The sequence below is a fragment of the Pseudoalteromonas sp. 3J6 genome (assembly GCF_903995135.1).
Classification (GTDB): domain Bacteria; phylum Pseudomonadota; class Gammaproteobacteria; order Enterobacterales; family Alteromonadaceae; genus Pseudoalteromonas.
The window spans coordinates 2633679-2652383 of record NZ_LR877185.1; the positions used below are offsets into that span (position 1 = coordinate 2633679).

General features: G+C 39.2%; 16 protein-coding genes. 12 read left to right on the plus strand and 4 right to left on the minus strand.

Annotation, left to right across the window (positions count from 1 at the left end; translation table 11 throughout):
• Window positions 1-16 precede the first annotated feature (16 nt).
• Window positions 17-1039 carry an acyltransferase family protein gene (locus P3J6_RS11835; protein ID WP_138608532.1) on the plus strand — a complete coding sequence of 341 codons (1023 nt, stop codon included), beginning with the start codon at window positions 17-19 and terminating at the stop codon, window positions 1037-1039.
• A gap of 207 nt (window positions 1040-1246) precedes the next feature.
• Here P3J6_RS11835 and P3J6_RS11840 read toward each other — a convergent pair whose 3' ends face one another.
• Window positions 1247-2980 (minus strand): AMP-binding protein, encoded by a 1734-nt coding sequence (locus P3J6_RS11840; RefSeq protein ID WP_198523115.1) that lies wholly within the window; start codon window positions 2978-2980, stop codon window positions 1247-1249.
• 169 nt (window positions 2981-3149) lie between these two features.
• Window positions 3150-3596: a DUF3010 family protein gene (locus tag P3J6_RS11845; RefSeq protein ID WP_010389888.1), complete on the minus strand. Its 447-nt coding sequence runs from the start codon at window positions 3594-3596 to the stop codon at window positions 3150-3152.
• Window positions 3597-3970: 374 nt separating this feature from the next.
• Between P3J6_RS11845 and thrS the strand changes: the two genes are divergently transcribed.
• The 10 genes from thrS (at window position 3971) to P3J6_RS11895 (ending at window position 14384) form a co-directional block, all read left to right on the plus strand.
• Window positions 3971-5881 (plus strand): threonine--tRNA ligase, encoded by a 1911-nt coding sequence (gene thrS, locus P3J6_RS11850; RefSeq protein WP_008466944.1) that lies wholly within the window; start codon window positions 3971-3973, stop codon window positions 5879-5881.
• A gap of 59 nt (window positions 5882-5940) precedes the next feature.
• The gene (infC, locus tag P3J6_RS11855; protein ID WP_008466946.1) at window positions 5941-6501 is read left to right on the plus strand and encodes a translation initiation factor IF-3; all 561 of its coding nucleotides are present in this window, start codon (window positions 5941-5943) and stop codon (window positions 6499-6501) included.
• 212 nt (window positions 6502-6713) lie between these two features.
• A complete protein-coding gene (gene rpmI, locus P3J6_RS11860) occupies window positions 6714-6914 on the plus strand; it encodes a 50S ribosomal protein L35 (protein WP_004587840.1) in 201 nt (66 codons plus the stop codon).
• Window positions 6915-6929: 15 nt separating this feature from the next.
• Window positions 6930-7292 (plus strand): 50S ribosomal protein L20, encoded by a 363-nt coding sequence (rplT, locus tag P3J6_RS11865; RefSeq protein ID WP_008110477.1) that lies wholly within the window; start codon window positions 6930-6932, stop codon window positions 7290-7292.
• 316 nt (window positions 7293-7608) lie between these two features.
• A complete protein-coding gene (locus P3J6_RS11870) occupies window positions 7609-9426 on the plus strand; it encodes a M14 family metallopeptidase (RefSeq protein ID WP_198523116.1) in 1818 nt (605 codons plus the stop codon).
• 1 nt (window position 9427) lies between these two features.
• Window positions 9428-10069, plus strand: a complete 642-nt coding sequence (locus tag P3J6_RS11875; RefSeq protein ID WP_198523117.1) for an MBL fold metallo-hydrolase — start codon at window positions 9428-9430, stop codon at window positions 10067-10069.
• An 84-nt stretch (window positions 10070-10153) separates the two neighbouring features.
• Complete coding sequence (locus tag P3J6_RS11880; protein ID WP_008110469.1) at window positions 10154-10612, plus strand: Lrp/AsnC family transcriptional regulator; 459 nt, start codon at window positions 10154-10156, stop codon at window positions 10610-10612.
• A 116-nt stretch (window positions 10613-10728) separates the two neighbouring features.
• A complete protein-coding gene (locus tag P3J6_RS11885) occupies window positions 10729-12285 on the plus strand; it encodes a SulP family inorganic anion transporter (protein ID WP_010389896.1) in 1557 nt (518 codons plus the stop codon).
• 204 nt (window positions 12286-12489) lie between these two features.
• Window positions 12490-13563, plus strand: a complete 1074-nt coding sequence (locus tag P3J6_RS11890; protein ID WP_010389897.1) for a sensor histidine kinase — start codon at window positions 12490-12492, stop codon at window positions 13561-13563.
• Window positions 13560-14384, plus strand: a complete 825-nt coding sequence (locus P3J6_RS11895) for a LytR/AlgR family response regulator transcription factor (protein WP_010389898.1) — start codon at window positions 13560-13562, stop codon at window positions 14382-14384. The genes P3J6_RS11890 and P3J6_RS11895 overlap by 4 nt, the downstream gene beginning before the upstream one ends.
• A 58-nt stretch (window positions 14385-14442) precedes the next feature.
• On the opposite strand, the gene pyk is transcribed toward P3J6_RS11895, so the two are convergent.
• A complete protein-coding gene (pyk, locus tag P3J6_RS11900) occupies window positions 14443-15879 on the minus strand; it encodes a pyruvate kinase (RefSeq protein ID WP_198523118.1) in 1437 nt (478 codons plus the stop codon).
• Between the two features lie 375 nt (window positions 15880-16254).
• On the opposite strand from pyk, the gene gndA reads away from it, so the two are divergent.
• On the plus strand, window positions 16255-17628 hold the full coding sequence (gene gndA / locus P3J6_RS11905; protein WP_010389900.1) for an NADP-dependent phosphogluconate dehydrogenase: 1374 nt from the start codon (window positions 16255-16257) through the stop codon (window positions 17626-17628).
• Between the two features lie 66 nt (window positions 17629-17694).
• On the opposite strand, the gene ansA is transcribed toward gndA, so the two are convergent.
• The gene (ansA, locus tag P3J6_RS11910) at window positions 17695-18705 is read right to left on the minus strand and encodes an asparaginase (RefSeq protein ID WP_138608516.1); all 1011 of its coding nucleotides are present in this window, start codon (window positions 18703-18705) and stop codon (window positions 17695-17697) included.

The following is an 18705-nucleotide window of genomic DNA, read 5'->3' on the forward strand; positions in this document are numbered from 1 at the left end:
GGATTAAATCAACTTCATGGAAATTAGAAAATTAAATTCTCTAAGAGCTTTAGCTGCCCTTATTGTATTTGTTACTCACTTTTCAGATATTACTCATTGGTTAAATGGTTCCCTAGGCGGCGGTTCAGGAGCCTATGGCGTAATGTTATTTTTCCTTCTTAGTGGTTTTTTAATGTCATTTCTCTATTTAGATACCAAATTTAGCAGAGCGAACATTAGACGATACGTACTAGCTAGAGCCGGACGAGTTTTACCTCTGTACCTTGTAATTGTTTTTAGCTCTTACTTATTAACTCAAAATAATTATGACATTTTATACAACATAACTGATCTTAATTCGCTAATAGGTCACCTTTTGTTCATGCATGGTGAAAGCGTACTTTGGACAATTCCACCAGAAATACAATTTTATATAATCTTACTCGTTTTTTGGTTTTTAGCAGGCGATAGAAAAGGGTATATATATTTACTAATTGTGACTTTTATGATGTTTTGGTACTTGGCTGACTTCCCAAGAGTATTTGGTGAAATTAAAAGTGTCCATTACAACATATTTAGTACTTTAAGAACGTTACCGTACTTTTTTATTGGCGTTATATTTGGTTTGCATTACAAATTATTTAAAGTGCCGAGTTATATGAAGAGCAACTGGTTTATATTAGCTTTGTGTTTAATACCTTTATTGTATCCTGAGTTTTCACCTATTAACGAGGGTGACAAGAAAAGAATGTGGCTTAGTTATGAAGTTCTATTTGTTATGAGTACAGTATTCTTTTGTGTTGTTTTTTTAATCCCAGACAACAATATTTTTTTAGCAAATAAGGTTGGTGACTTTTTAGGTAAAGTGTCTTACTCATTTTATTTATTGCATATGCCTATTATTGGAATGGTGAATAAGTTTAATTTAAATATTGAACTTAAACTGTTGCTATCACTAAGCCTGAGTGTTTTTTTTGCGCATCTATCGTACGTATTCTTTGAAAGGCCTATTGCAAATAAAATTAGAAGCGCCTCAAATAAAAAGAAGCTCAACATTTAAATTTTACACATTTAAGAAAGCTAGAATGTTTATTACACTGGACTTTGTTGTTTATTCTGCTCCATATCACTAGGAGCGAAAGAAAATAGAGAGTTTAAAATTCGAAATACGCATCCCCTAATGTTGCTGAGCCTTAGGTTGATAATTTATATTTAAAATACAATGCAACGTTTAATCGTTGCATTGTAATAAAGTAGCCGTTAATTATTACGAAAATGCAGATTCGGCGAGCTCTTCTTGCATTTGTTCGCGCATTTTAAATTTTTGCAATTTGCCGGTTACTGTCATCGGGTAATGTTCTACAAAACGAATATATTTAGGCTGTTTAAAGTAGGCGAGTTTGTCTTTTAAAAATAATCGAATTGCTTGCTCATCAAGCACTTCACCTTCTTTAGGCTGGATCCAAGCACACACTTCTTCGCCAAATTTTTCATCGGTAATACCAAAAATTGCCGCATCTTGTATCCCTGGGTAGGTGTATAAAACCTCCTCAATCTCACGGGGATATATATTTTCACCACCGCGAATAATCATGTCTTTAATTCTGCCAACAATACTAACAAAGCCTTCACTGTCCATTACTCCTAAATCGCCTGAATGTAACCAACCTTTATTATCGATAGTGGCTTTGGTTTTCTCTTCATCATTCCAATAGCAGCGCATAATGCCGGCACCACGGCTACAGACTTCACCGGGTTGGCCTATTTTTTGAACTTCACCCACCTCATCAATAATTTTTACTTCAGTGTGCGCAAGCGCTCGTCCTACTGTGGTGACTTGACGCTCAATTGATGAGTCGGTTTCAGTGATATTGTTGATTGGGCTACACTCTGTTTGTCCATAGGCTATAACGACTTGGTTCATATTCATTAGTGTTTGTACTTTACGCATAACTTGTTCGGGACAGGTTGAGCCTGCCATAACGCCGGTTCGTAATGTACTTAAGTCATAATCACTGAAGTTATTAAGCTCTAATTCGCTTATAAACATGGTAGGCACGCCATGAAGCGCGGTGCATTTTTCTTGTTGTACCACCTTTAATGTGGTTTTTGGATCGAAAGAATCACTTGGATAAATAGCTGCAGCGCCTTTACTTACGCACAATAAGCTGCCTAAAACCATGCCAAAGCAATGATAAAGGGGTACAGGGATACACAGCTTATCATGTTCAGTAAAATGCATTGCTTGGGCAACAAGTAGTGCATTATTAAGAATGTTTTTATGCGTTAGTGTAGCCCCTTTAGGATTCCCTGTGGTACCTGAAGTAAATTGAATATTAATGTCTTGATTACAATTTAGAGTTTTTGCCACTGCTTGAAGTTCTAACTGGTGAGCGTCTGTCGGCATGGCGAGTACTTCATTAAACGAAAACATACCATTTACTGGCTCATCACTTATACAAATTACATTTTTTAATGAAGGGAGCTTAGCGGCTTTTAATTTCCCTTTTTGGCAACTATTTAGCTCTGGGGCTAAACTTTGTAGCATATTAACGTAGTGACTGCCCTTAAATGAGGTAGCAGTAATAAGCGTGGAACATTCAACACTATTAAGTGCATATTGCAGTTCACTGGGGCGGTAAGCTGGGTTAATACACACCATGATTGCGCCGATTTTAGCTGTTGCAAATTGTGTTAAGCACCACTGTATGTTATTGGGTGACCAAATACCGACTCTGTCACCGACTTTTACCCCTAATGCCAACAACCCCATAGCAAGTTGATCAATCTGTTGCTGAAATTCCTTATAGTTTAAGCGAATATTTTGGTGAGCAACAACAACTGCCAATGCCTCTGGGTTATTGTCGACAATTGAGTCGAGGTATTCTCCAATTGTTTGCTCTATTAGCGGTGTGCTTTGAATCCCCTTAAAATAACTATTTGATAGCGGTATAGTGTTTATTTGTTCTACTTCTTTATGCACTGTTTGTGTCGCTTTCATGACATTCTCCATGTTTTTATCTATCCAAGGCTTGTTGATTAAATAAACATGAATTGTCGACAAAGGGAAGGGGGTTAGACTAATGTCTTACACTTTTATTTGAAAATTTAGACATAAAAAAACGCGTAATATTGAGCTATTACGCGTTTTTACAAGGATGCAATTGGTATTACATTTCGTCGCTGCGGTAGGTTTTTTTCATGATATAAACGTAAGCATTAACGAATGCATTTTCTTGATATTTTTTAAGGCCAGTGTCTTCGAACGCGATAGGGATAGGGTTGCGTTTTACTTGCTCTTTTATTTCAGTAGTTGAAAACACGCGAACATCGAGGTTGTCGATTAATTGAATCGCCGTTTCCATTTTGAACCCTTTAGCGCTACCTGCAAATTTACCTTTAGGCTGGCGTTCGCGAATGGCAACAGAATCAATTTGGTAATCTTGCATCAGCTTTGCAAAATCAAATTGAAATTTACGCATTATTTCAGTGTCGTTACCGTTACCTAATGTAAAGCGTGTTTGGCGCACGTCACGAATATCAAAAACGTCGTTATCTTTACTTAAAATACAAAGTAGTACATCGCTACCGGTAATTTCTACACCACATGTTCTCATTGTTAATCTCTACTATAACTTAATTACCGGTTATTATACGCAACACGCATTAAAATGCGAGTTTAAGCACTTTGTGTGCTGCTTTAATATAGTGCTTTACGTTAATTTGATGCGGCGTGACTGAAGAAAAGTTATTAATTGCACATTTATGTTAAAAATGCGTGGTTTTTAGTAGCTTAAAACTTGTAATTAACGCTGCAGCACGCGACAATATCTTTTTTGTAGTTGAGCAGACTCAACATCTACATTAGCCTTTGGCGGCGAAAAATAGTCAATGCTTATTCGTAAAAGCGTTGTCGAGTCATTCTCATTTAATTAATTAAAAAATACACGTGATACATTGTAGGTGTCACCACTGTATGTAAGGATTTATAATGCCAGTTATTACTCTCCCTGACGGTAGTCAGCGTAGTTTTGAAAACCCTGTAAGCACGCTTGATGTTGCAAACGATATTGGCCCTGGTCTTGCTAAAGCAACCATCGCCGGCCGTGTTAATGGCGAACGTGTGGATGCATGTGATTTAATTTCAGCCGACTCTCGTCTTGAAATTATTACAGCAAAAGATGACGATGGTTTAGAAATTATTCGCCATTCTTGTGCCCACCTAATTGGTCATGCAGTTAAGCAACTTTTCCCAGACGCTAAAATGGCGATTGGTCCTACTATCGATAACGGTTTTTACTATGATATTGATATGGAACATTCGTTATCTCAAGATGATCTTGATGCTATTGAAAAGCGTATGTTACAGCTTGCAAAAACAAACTACGATGTAGTGAAAAAAACCGTTAGCTGGCAAGAAGCACGCGATACGTTTGCGGCGCGTGGCGAAACATACAAAATAGAAATTCTTGACGAAAATATTGCTCAAGATGATCGTCCAGGTTTATACCACCACGAAGAATACGTAGATATGTGTCGTGGACCACACGTTCCTAACATGAAATTCTGTCAAAACTTCAAAATTATGAAGGTAGCAGGTGCATACTGGCGTGGTGATTCTGAAAATAAAATGCTGCAGCGTATTTACGGCACAGCGTGGGGCGATAAAAAGCAACTTAAAGCGTACTTAAAGCGTTTAGAAGAAGCCGAAAAACGTGATCACCGTCGTATTGGTAAAGCACTTGATTTATGGCACTGGCAAGAAGAAGCGCCAGGCATGGTATTTTGGCACAACGATGGTTGGAGCATTTACCGTGAATTAGAAGAATTTGTGCGTGAAAAATTACGTGAGTACCAATACGAAGAAGTAAAAGGTCCAATGATGATGGATCGTTCGTTATGGGAAAAATCAGGTCACTGGGAAAAATATTCAGAAGCCATGTTTACCACGGAGTCTGAAAAGCGTGAATACGCAATCAAGCCAATGAACTGTCCAGGTCACGTACAAATATTTAACCAAGGTTTAAAATCATACCGTGATTTACCACTGCGTATGGCTGAGTTTGGTTGTTGTCACCGTAACGAGCCATCAGGCGCACTTCACGGTTTAATGCGTGTGCGTGGCTTTACCCAAGATGATGCGCATGTATTCTGTACTGAAGAGCAAATCATGGATGAAGTATCGGCCTGTATTAAAATGGTTTACGATACATATGAAACATTCGGCTTTGAAAAAATTGTAGTTAAACTTTCAACTCGTCCAGAACAACGTATCGGCGAAGATGAAATGTGGGACAAAGCTGAGCTTGCACTTGCTGATGCACTTAAGGCAAATGACATTGAATTTGATTACCTACCAGGTGAAGGGGCGTTTTATGGCCCTAAAATTGAATTTACTTTGTACGATTGCTTAGACAGAGCGTGGCAGTGTGGTACAGTGCAACTAGACTTTGCATTACCTGGTCGTTTAGGCGCAACATATGTGGCTGAAAATAACGAACGACGTACACCTGTTATGATACACCGCGCTATATTAGGGTCTATTGAGCGCTTCATCGGTATTTTAACAGAAGAGTATGCTGGTTTATTCCCAACGTGGCTTGCGCCTAAGCAAGTGGTGATTATGAATATCACCGATAAACAAGCACCGTATGTTCAGGAAATTGTACAAAAATTAAATAAACTTGGAATTAGAGCCGCTGCTGACTTGAGAAATGAGAAGATTGGCTTTAAAATCCGTGAGCATACACTTAAGCGTATTCCTTACTTATTGGTTGTTGGCGACAAAGAAGTTGAGCAACAAGAAGTAGCAGTACGAACTCGCACAGGTGAAGACCTAGGCAAATTTAATGTCGATGATTTTGTAGCTAAAATCAGTGAAGAAATCAAAAATCGACAGTAAAAATCGAGCGTGTAGGGCAAGCAAAAATAGCCAGCTACACGCTTATATTATTGATATTCTTGGAGGAACGTACTATTAGAGGCGGCAAGAAAGGGCAACAAACAGCTCAAAAAAATCGTATTAACGAAGAAATTACAGCGCAAGAAGTTCGTTTAATCGACATCGACGGCGAACAAGCTGGAATTCAGTCATTAAAAGACGCGCAAGCTATGGCTGATGCAGCGGGTGTTGATCTTGTAGAGATCAGTCCAAATGCTGAGCCGCCTGTTTGTAAGGTTATGGATTACGGTAAGTTCATCTTTGAAAAAAGCAAAGAACTAAAAGAGCAGAAGAAGAAGCAAAAGCAGATCCAGATTAAAGAAATCAAATTCCGTCCAGGTACGGATGAAGGTGATTATCAGGTTAAGCTACGCAACTTACGCAAGTTCTTAGAAGCTGGCGATAAAGCTAAGATAACTATCCGCTTCCGTGGTCGTGAAATGGCTCACCAAGAAATTGGTATCGAATTATTAAACCGTATTAAAACCGATTTAGAAGAATTAGCAGTTGTTGAATCTTTCCCAAATCGTGTTGAAGGCCGTCAAATGGTTATGATGATGGCGCCGGTTGCTAAAAAGTAATAATTAGGCGATAATACGCACCGAATTTAGCTCAGGTTTGCAAGTGATATGAAAATGTCCACCTGAGTTAACCGGTTTTAAAGTAAAATTGCGGTATTTATATCGGGTTTTCACCGGAACATAGCAGTAAGTTAGGCCTTTAAAGTGGAGCTATAGCAATATATCTCACGCCTTCTTACTAATTTTAAAGCAATACAATTGGAGTTATTGCAATGGCTTACAAGCTAAAAAGTCACAGAGGCGCAGCTAAGCGTTTCAAAAAGACTGCTTCTGGCGGTTTCAAGCGTAAACAAGCGCATCTTCGTCACATTCTGACTAAGAAAACTTCTAAGCGTAAGTTACACCTACGTCCTAAGATGATGGTTCATAAAAATGACCATGGTCTAGTTTCACGTATGTTACCATTCGCTTAATAGGGGTTTTTAGAAATGGCAAGAGTTAAACGCGGCGTTGTCGCACGTGCACGTCACAAAAAAGTTTTAAAACAAGCGAAAGGTTACTACGGAGCACGTTCACGTGTTTACCGCGTAGCTTTCCAGGCTGTTACTAAAGCGGGTCAATACGCTTACCGTGACCGCCGTGCTAAGAAACGTACTTTCCGTCAATTATGGATTGCACGTATCAATGCTGCTTCACGTCAAAATGGTCTGTCTTACAGCCGTTTTATCAATGGTCTTAAAAAGACATCTGTAGAAATCGATCGTAAGATCCTTGCAGATATCGCTGTTTACGACCAAGTTGCATTTGCAGCGCTTGTAGCAAAAGCAAAAGAAGGCCTAGCGGCAGCTTAAGTTTTTGTATAAGTATTGAAAAGGAGCCTATGGCTCCTTTTTTTGTGCCTGCTATTTACTGCTTTAGCTATGTCATACCTTTTAGTGCCGTGTATCCATTTAACTTAACTAGCTAAACCAGAATTTTAGGCATGTTCATTGTTGCTCTTAAGGTTGATATTAATTATGTTTTTATCAGCACTTGACTAGGGCTTGAGCAAATAATCAAAGGAAACTGCAATTGGCTGCATTTTTTTGTTGAACTACCGCAGTTTTGGCATCTAAAAAGCTTTAATTGCTATAATTTTTTTAATTAATGCGTTTGCTAGAGAAGTATATGTTTATAAGTTTATTGGTTTTATCTGCAAGTATGGCGAATAACAGTCATTTACCGCCATTATTACCATGGGAAGGTGCGAGCATGTCGCTATTGCAACAACAAGGACCTTTAACCACAGACTTTGAAATTTCTGCAGGAGTTTCGTCTCCAAATTATGCTGATACCATGGCATTTGTTGATAGGTTGGTAGCGGCTAATCCCACTCAATTTAAATCAAAAACGATTGGTTATAGCAATAGTAAACGTGCAATAAAAATGTTGATTGCCAGCGAACAAGGCTTTTTTGATGCTGGGCAAATGGCTAACAGTACTAAACCAACTGTGCTTATTCAGGCTGGTATTCACGCCGGTGAGATTGATGGTAAAGATGCAATGTTTATGTTGCTTAGAGATATTGCCACGGGTAAACGTCGCGATATATTAAAAAAGGTAAACATTCTATTTATTCCCATTCTTAATGTCGATGGGCATGAACGCAGTAGTGCATTTAATCGAATCAATCAGCGCGGCCCAGTAAAAATGGGTTTTAGAACAAACGCCAATAACCTTAATTTAAATCGTGATTTCACTAAATTAGATACCCCCGAGGTTAAAAGCGTACTTGCAGTCATTAACGATTATAATCCAAATTTATATATAGACGTGCATGTGACTGATGGGGCCGATTACCAATATGATGTAACCTACGGCTATAACCCAGTATTTGCTAGCGAGTCGCCCGCTATTTCGGATGCACTCAACCGTTACTTTAAACCTGTTATTGATCAAACCTTAACTGAGCAAGGACATATCCCTGGCCCTTTAGTGTTTGTTATGGATAAACAAGAATTTAAATCAGGTTTAGCAGGTTGGGTGGCGACGCCTCGTTTTTCTAATGGCTGGGGTGATTTAAGGTCATTGCCAACTATTTTAGTCGAAAACCATTCTTTAAAATCCTATAAGCAACGCGTGCTAGGGACTTATGTGTTTATAGATGGTGCTATTGAAGCGTTAGCAACCCATAAAGATAAACTCGCCAATGCGGTAAAAAAAGAACAGCAATTTGTGCCTAAGCAATTAATTGTTAAACGTGGTTACGCTGAGCAAGCTGATCATATCAAATTTAAAGGCATTGCTTATTCTAAGAATATGAATGCTTTGTCAAATCAGCAAGAAGTAAGTTATTTAGGTAAAAAGCAAGATTATGACAAGCTGCCTATTTTTTGGCAAAAAGAAGTACAGCACACGGTTGAAGTCCCTAAATCGTTTTTTATTCCGCCAGTGTATACCGATATTATCGAAAAGCTTGCCTTACATGGGGTATCAATTAATAAACTCAGTGGCGCCAATACACAGCCGTTAAAAATGGCAAAAGTGGCGCAATATAGCTTTGATAAAGCACCATTTGAAGGGCGATTTAGAGTGTCGGCACGTTTTAACTATGAACCGGCCACGAATGTCGATTTAGATGGTTGGTTTGAGGTCAGTACCCAACAAAAAGCAGGCGAGTTAGCCGTGCATTTATTGCATCCAGAAGCACCTGACTCTTTTTTTGCATGGGGTGAATTTAATACGATTTTTCAGCGAACAGAGTATATGGAAAATTACGCATTGCTCCCATTTGCTGAGAAAATGCTCCGCGATGATCCGAAATTAGCAAAAGCATTTAGTAAAAAACTAAAGCAAGATAAAGCATTTGCTACAGATCCTGAAGCGCGCTTAAATTGGCTCTATGAACATAGCCCGTTTTACGATCAAGCTTATTTAAAATACCCAATTTTAATGTCATATGAACAAGATATAGTTATTCAAGCGCAAAAAAATAAAGAAATATAAGATGAAAATAATCACAATTCCCGTTACGCAGTTTATGCAAAATTGCCGAATTATAGTATGCGAACAAACCCAGCAAGCTGTGGTGGTAGATCCCGGTGGTGATGTTGACAAAATTAATACAACACTAACACAGCATAACTTGAGCTTGTCAGCCATCTGGTTGACCCATGGACACTTAGACCATGTGGGTGGTGCTCATAGCTTACGTGAGCAATACAATATAAAGATTATTGGCCCACATAAGGATGAGCGCTTTTGGTTTGATAACTTACCAATGCAAGCCACAATGTTTGGATTTAAACCTATCAGTGCTTTTTACCCAGATGAATGGCTAGCACATGGTGATACCGTACAAGTTGGTCAGCTTGCATTTAAAGTACTGCATTGCCCAGGGCACACCCCAGGACACGTTGTATTTTATCAAGATACGCAAAGCACCGTTATTGTGGGTGATGTTATATTTAAAGGCTCAGTCGGTCGTACTGATTTTCCAAAAGGAGACAGTAAGCAGCTTATTAGCTCAATACAGGCCCATATAATGACGTTGCCACTGAGTACCGCAATTTTAAGTGGCCATGGTGAAGATACCTATGTCGCCAATGAGAAGGCAACCAATCCGTTTGTAAGTGGTCAATTTGGTTGATGTGTTTAATTGTTAAAAATATGCAGACTGCTTTTTAAAAAGGCTGTATAATTTAACCAATTTATTAGATAAATAAGAAATAAAATGTCTCTAAATCACGTAGATCGCCAAATATTGGCACTTTTACAACAAGATGCAAGTTTATCAACCGCTGAAATTGCAGATAAAGTAGGCCTATCTCAGTCTCCTTGTTGGCGTCGTATTGCTAAATTAGAACAAGATGGCTACATCAAAAGTAAAGTCGCATTGCTTGATGAAAAAAAGCTGGGCTTTGATATGTTGGTTTACGCCCATGTACGTTTATCAAACCATGGTAAAAAGAATCTAGCCGAGTTTGAAAAACTGATACTTAGCTATGATGAAGTGACTGAATGTTACACTATGGCGGGTACTATGGACTTTATGTTGCGTATTATTTCTCAAGGCATAGAAGGTTATGAGCACTTTGTACGCGATAACCTACTTAGCTTAGAGTACGTCCAAGAGGTTCATTCTAACGTGACCATGACCTGTGTAAAACGTAGTACAGCCTTACCACTGTAAAATAAAAATAAGCCGATGATAAACAAATCGGCTGCATTAACTATAATTGTGAAATGAGCGCTAATTTGATAGAATTCAGCGCTTTTTTTGTCAGCTAAATAAAACTGAGGAACTCAATGTTTAACTTACTCAGTAGGGCGCCAAGCTCTGCTAAAAACGATATTCTCTCTGGATTGACCGTGGCACTTGCCTTGATCCCAGAAGCTGTTGCATTTGCCTTTGTTGCAAATGTAGAACCCCTTGTTGGTTTATATGCCGCATTTATTGTTGGCTTAATTACGGCTATTTTTGGTGGTCGTCCAGGTATGATTTCGGGTGCAACCGGTGCGCTTGCGGTTGTAATGGTAAGTTTAGTACTGGATCACGGAGTGGAATATCTATTTGCCACGGTGTTGCTGATGGGGCTATTACAAATATTGGCTGGGGTATTTAAGCTCGGTAAGTTTATACGTATGGTTCCACATCCGGTGATGCTCGGTTTTGTAAATGGCTTAGCGATAGTTATATTTTTAGCACAGCTCGGGCAGTTTAAAGTACCTGATGGTGCTGGCGGTCAAGAATGGATGACGGGCAGTGCAATGTACATTATGCTCGGTTTAGTGGCGCTAACTATGGCTATTATTCACTTTTTGCCAAAATTAACGACCGCAGTCCCTTCGTCACTGGTTGCCATTGTGACGGTAACTGGCTTAGTTATTGGCCTTGACTTAGAAGCACGTACAGTACTTGATTTCTTAAAAGGTATGACAGGTAATGAAGCTGCAACGATTGCCGGTGGTTTACCGCAGTTTCATATTCCTATGGTGCCTTTTAATTTAGAAACACTACAAATTATCTTTCCATATGCGCTTATTCTTGCAGCAATTGGCTTAATTGAATCGCTGTTAACGCTAAGCTTGATTGACGAAATTACAGAAACACGTGGCCATTCTAACAAAGAATGTATTGGCCAAGGTGCGGCAAACGTTACATGTGGTTTCTTTGGTGCAATGGGTGGCTGTGCCATGATTGGCCAATCTATGATTAACATTAATTCAGGTGGTCGTTCGCGTTTATCTGGTATTAGTGCTGCGCTGATGTTACTTGCGTTTATTATCTTTGCCTCAAGTTTAATTGAAATGATCCCACTAGCGGCATTAGTTGGTGTTATGTTTATGGTAGTACTTGGAACATTTGAATGGGCAAGTTTTAAAATGATGAAACGCGTGCCTTTATCTGACGCATTTGTAATTGTCTTAGTATCGGGTGTGACGGTTATCACTGACTTAGCCATTGCTGTGTGTGTGGGTGTTATTGTGTCTGCATTAGTGTTTGCTTGGCAGCATGCTAAACATATCTACACAACGAACTATATTGATAAAGAAGGTTCAAAAGTTTACGAGTTACACGGGCCCTTATTCTTTGGCTCAGTTAAAAACTTTGCCGATTTATTTGATGTAAAGAACGACCCTAAAGACGTTATTGTTGAGTTTAAATACAGCCGTGTTGCGGATCACAGTGCGATAGAAGCAATTGATAGCCTAGCTGATAAGTACAATAAAGCGGGTAAAAAGTTGCATTTACGTCACTTAAGCAAAGACTGTACTGAACTACTTCATAAAGCGCGTGACTTAGTGGAAGTAAACGTAATTGAAGATCCGACTTATAAAGTTGCTTCAGACAAACTTGCTTAATAAATAAAAAGTAAACATTGAGAAGCGAAAGGTACATACCTTTCGCTTTTTTTATGCATATAGCTCAATGAATCGCTTAACCGCAAAAGCATCAGACAACGTTATCGTTTGCGATAGGGCTATTAAAAAGTAAGACAGTTGGTAGTGCTATACACGTTGATAAATCGATATAATAATAACAAATTTATAAGGTAATAATTAATTTTGAATTGGCAGTCTTTAATTGATAACAGACAACGCTTTTTCTGGCTTTTGCAAATCGCTGGCTGGATAGGGTATGCGTTAGTTAATTACATTGGATCTAAAGTATTCGAAATGCGTGATATTTACGTATTCGTTATTTTACTTAATGCCTATGCAGGCTGTTTAATGACTGTCCCTTTGCGTTATATATATCGCAAAATTTGGAATGCCTCGCCTTGGGTCTTAATCATTGTTGTATTTGGTGCTTCGTATGTAACTGGTACGCTCTGGGCGGTGGTACAAAAGTTTAACTTGTGGGAAATTTATCGACACGGCTATCGCCCTGAAGAATGGTTCTATTATTTACAACAAGGGCTAGACTCCGTTTATATTATTTTGTGTTGGAGTGGCTTGTACTTTGGGGTTAAGTATTACCAGTTACTACAAAGTGAACGCCAAAAAGCGTTAAAAGCAACTACAATGGCGCACGAAGCGCAGTTAAAAATGCTCAGATATCAGTTAAACCCTCACTTTTTATTTAACACCCTCAATGCTATTTCCACTTTAATTTTGGTAAAAGAAAACAAAGATGCTAATTTAATGGTATCTAAGCTGAGTGACTTTTTGCGTTATACACTCAATACTGATCCAATTAAAAAAGTGCCACTAGAACAAGAGTTACATGCATTAATGCTGTATTTAGAGATTGAACGTGTGCGCTTTGATGAACGGTTACAGGTTAATGTTGATGTGAGTGAGCAAGCTCAACAAGCATTGGTACCTAGCTTAATATTACAACCGATCATTGAAAATGCTATTAAGTACGCCATTGCTCACATGGCAGAAGGTGGCGTTATTGATATAAAAGCACAAGTATTTGCTAATGAATTATTACTTGAAGTGGGCGATAATGGCCCTGGCACTGAAATTGTAAATGGCCAGTTAGTTAATGCACAAGGCGTGGGTGTAGCAAACACCCAAGACAGATTAAAAACGCTCTACGAAAATAATTACTCGTTTGTATTATCACATAATACGCCAAGTGGATTGAAAGTTAATCTGCGAGTTCCGTTTGAGAAGGCTGTGAAGAAATGACAAGAATAAAAACGCTGATTGTTGATGATGAACCATTAGCACGTAAAGGCTTAGCCGTTAGGCTTGAAGAGTTTTCTGATATTGAAGTGATCAAACTATGTAGCTCAGGATTTGATGCGATCGAAAGTTGCAAAAACGAAAAAATTGACCTCGTATTTTTAGATATTCAAATGCCAGGCATGAATGGCTTTGAGGTAGCGCGTGCATTGAGTGAAAGTAGTAAAGACTTGCCTGCCATTGTATTTGTGACTGCGTTTGACCACTTTGCTGTTAAAGCATTTGAAATTCATGCTTTAGATTACATTTTAAAACCCGTTGATGATAACAGATTAAAACAGGCGGTAGAAAAAGTGCATACCTATTTAAAAACTCAGCAGGATAACGCTCATAAGAAAAAATTAGCCAGTTTTGTAGCTGGGATAACGGGTAATAACTGCGAAGAAATTTTAAAGAAATTAGCCACAGGTGATACCTTAACTGATCGGCGCTACCCTGAGTCACTAGCAGTAAAAGAGCAGGGCGAAATTGTTAGAGTGCCCGTTGCCACGATACAGTGGGTAGATGCGGCAGGTGATTATATGTGTTTGCATTGCCAAGACGGGCAAACGCATATATTACGTAAAACCATGAAAGAGCTTGAACAAGAATTAGATCCAAATCTATTTGTTCGTGTGCATCGCAGCGCAATTGTTAATACCAAACAAATTAGCAAGCTGGTAACTCAGGTTAGTGGTGAATATTTATTAGTGTTAGATAACGGACAAGAGCTTAAAGTAAGTAGAAGTTACCGTGATAAAGTAAAAGCAGCATTAGCTAGCTAACTTTAATAAATAGCATAAAAAAACGCGAGCAATTAGCTCGCGTTTTTTATTGTGACTTTTACGACACTGTCACTATCTTCATTGTATTGGTTGCACCAATTGTTTCCATTGCATCACCATGAGTGATAATCACGGTGTCGCCTGTTTGCAGTGAACCTGCAGCCACTAACGTGTTTAATGCATCTTTAACCATATTATCTTTTTCACATTTGGTAGAGTCAAAAAACACCGGGTAAACACCACGATATAGTGCTGTTTGCCCTAATGTGCTCGGATGACGTGAAAGTGAGTAAATGGGTAAACCAGAGCTAATACGCGACATAAGTTTTGCTGTACTACCTGATTCTGTTAGGGTGATAATCGCTTTCACAGAGTCTAAGTGATTAGCTGCATACATTGCTGAGAGAGCAATTGACTCCGCATTAGAAGAGAAGCGGCTATCTAAACGATGCTTAGAAACATGGGTTTCTTTTTGCGACTCAGCACCTAAACAAACACGTGCCATTGTGGCAACCGTTTCTTCTGGGTAATCACCAGCGGCTGTTTCCGCTGAAAGCATGACCGCATCGGTGCCATCAAGCACTGCGTTGGCAACATCCATGACCTCTGCACGAGTTGGCATTGGGTTATCGATCATCGATTCCATCATTTGCGTGGCTGTTACAACAGTACGATTAAGCGAGCGTGCGCGACGAATAATGAGTTTTTGTTTGCCCATTAAAGCTGCGTCACCAATCTCAACACCTAAATCACCACGAGCAACCATCACAGCGTCAGACGCTAAAATGATATCATCTACTGCTTCTTGTGTTTCTACTGCTTCAGCACGTTCAATTTTAGCTAAAAGCTGTGCATTAGAGCCTGCAGCCTCTGCAAGAGAGCGTACATAACGCATGTCATCGCCACTTCGAGGGAAAGAAACGGCAATATAATCAACATTAATTTCAGCCGCAGTTATTAAGTCTTCTTTGTCTTTATCTGTAAACGCGGGTGCAGTTAAACCACCACCTAAACGATTAATCCCTTTATTGTTCGAGAGCACCCCACCCACAGTAACCACAGTGTGCACTAAATGACCTTCAACATGTTCTACAGTAAGCTGAATTAAGCCATCGTTTAAAAGGAGTAAATCACCAGGAGCTACATCTTGTGGTAGCTCTTTATAATCGATACCAACGGCGTTAATATTGCCTTCACCTTTTTCCATTTTTGCATCAAGGATGAATTTTGCACCGACCGCTAAAGTTACTTTACCTTCTTTAAAGGTTGAAACACGGATTTTAGGACCTTGTAGGTCAGCAAGAATTGCAACGTGCTTACCCAGTTTAGCGGCTATATCTCTAACAGCTTGTGCACGGTCTTTGTGATCTTGTGCAACACCGTGTGAGAAGTTTAATCGAACGACATTAGCGCCTGCGCGAATAATTTTTTCTAAGTTATTATCTCTGTCTGTTGCAGGTCCAAGTGTCGCGACTATTTTTGTACGTCTTAACATTAAATTCTCCTGTGCGCTTATTTTAAGCAAGTTGACGGTTATTTTGTTTTAGTGACTACTTAATAAATCTTCAAAGAAGATTTCAGGTTAAATAGTAATTTTTAGTTTTATGCAATTTTTATAACATTGCGACTATTATATACAAAATGAATATGTCATCATTATGACACCGGTGTCACAGGGCGTCAATGATCTAAAAATTTAAATAGCAGCGCTATTTCTTCCCCTGTGAGGGCGGTTGTTTGATATAATTGCAGTGTTTATTTTAACTGTAATAAATGCATGTAGCTTTGCTCATGGTTAAGGCCTGAGTATAATGCACGCGGTATTATTTTAATTTACTAACCAAATAGTTGTTACCGAGGAGGGCACTAAATGCAAGTTGCATTAGTAGGGTTAGGCGTTATGGGGAAAAATCTTGCCCTGAACTTGATTGAAAAAGGGATAACGCTGGTCGCTTATGACAAAAACCCAAATGCGGGTGAAGAGTTATTAAGCTGTGCTAAGTCACAAGGCATGGCTGACAAACTTCACATTGTCTCTGATCTAGGGGATATGGTTAGGCGTTTAGAAACACCGCGTTCTATTTTATTACTTGTACCTGCGGGTGAGTTGGTTGATGCGGTTTGCAATGAGCTGATTGAAGCAGGTGTACAATGTAGTGATATTATTGTTGACTGCGGTAACAGTAATTACAAAGACGGAATTAATCGCAAGCTAAAATACCAAGACAAGTTTGAATTTGCCACCATGGGTATTTCAGGTGGTGCTGAGGGTGCGCGTCATGGGCCAGCTATGATGGCAAGTGGTTCTGAAGGTGGCTGGGAGCGTGTCGAGCCATGGTTTACAAAAGTTGCTGCAAGCTACAAAGGCGAGTCGTGTTTTGCTCGCGTTGGTCAATCAGCCAGCGGTCATTTTGTAAAAATGGTTCACAATGGAATTGAATACGCACTGATGCAACTTATTGCTGAAGTGTATCAGTTACTTCGTCATGGAACTAAGCGCTCGCCAAAAGAAATTGCTGAGATATTTAATGAATGGTCACAAGGCCAGTTAAATAGCTATTTATTGTCAATTTCTAGCCATATTTTGTCACTTGAAAATTCGCAAAATGTGCCCCTTGTTGACTTAATTGATAACAAAGTTGGCGCTAAAGGTACTGGTTTATGGACAGCTCAAAATGCACTTGAATTGGGTATTGCGGTACCGTCATTAGTAGCCGCTGTTCAAGCACGCCATTTAACTAATGCATGCAATACCACTGCTGCACAAGAGATGACGTATAGCGCGCAAAATACCACGCAAGTTGATATTGATTTAGATGAATTGAAAGATGCATTTACTCTTGCAAGTTTACTAGCGTATCGTCAAGGACTTGCATTAATTAAAGGTGCTTCACGTACCCATCAGTGGAAAGTTGATTTAGCCAAAACACTACAAACCTGGCGTGCAGGGTGTATTATTCGTGCAGATTACTTAGACAGTGTAGCGCAAGGTGTTGAGTTTATTGATACTCTTGAAAAAGAGTCACTCGCTATGCGTAAAGTAACGGGCCAAGCGGTCATGACGGGTCTGGCATTCCCTGTGCTAAGTGCAACACAAACCTACTTAGCAACGTTAACAACACCAAGTAATGGGCATTTAGTACAAGCCCAGCGTGATTACTTTGGTGAGCATGGCATTAAGACTCACAGTGGGGAAACGTGTCATTTAACTGACTTAGTTGATATTGACGCAAAAGTTCGTTAATAAAATCTAAGTAAATAAAAAGGACGCTATATAGCGTCCTTTTTTGTTATTCGTTTAGCTGAACACCTAACGAGTTAACTCACCCCGCAAATTATCTTGCATTAAATGGCGAATCGTTTCGATTTCTAAATTTTGACTAAAAAGATAATGCAGTTTAGTTAAACAGGCTTCTAAGGTCATATCAAAACCACTGATCACACCTATATTGAGTAGCGCATTTCCTGTGGCATACCCGCCCATATTCACTTGCCCTTTTAGGCATTGAGTGAGGTTTGTGATAATAACGCCGCGCTTGCTCGCTTCATCAAGTATATCCAAAAACTCAGGGTCTTGCGGTGCATTACCCACACCAAAGCTCAGCAGTACCAATGCTTTAATGTTGCCATTAACTAAGCTTTTAACCACTTCTTTGCTGATCCCAGGGTATAAATACAATACACCAATGGCTTGAGGAGTGATCTGCGCAACTTGTAATTCATTTTCTACATACGGACTTAACTGACCTTTGATCAGTTGAATATTAATGCCAGACAGCGCTAATGGCTCTAGGTTAGGGGAGGCGAATGCATCAAATCCATCGGCATGCGCTTTGGTTGCTCGGTTTCCTCTAAATAATTGATTATTAAAAAATAAACTGACTTCCGCTATCGGGTAGTTAGCTGCTAAATACATGGCATTAAGTAGGTTAACTTGACCATCAGAGCGCAATTGAGAGAGCGGAATTTGTGAGCCGGTAACGATAATAGGCTTTGTTAAGTTTTCAAACATAAACGATAAAGCCGATGCCGTATAGGCCATGGTATCTGTACCATGCAGCACTACAAAGCCGTCGTAATCTTGGTACTTACTTTTTATGTCATCAGCAATAAGTTGCCAGTGGGCAGGAGACATATCTGAAGAGTCAATCAGTGGGCAGTATTCATGAATATCGAATAATGGCATTTCTTCACGATTAAATTCTGCGTTATTAACCACAGTTTCGGTTAAAAAACCTTCGGCAGGAATATAGCCGCGGATTGATTTTTTCATTCCTATAGTACCGCCAGTATAAGCGATGTAAATGCGTTTACGTTTCAT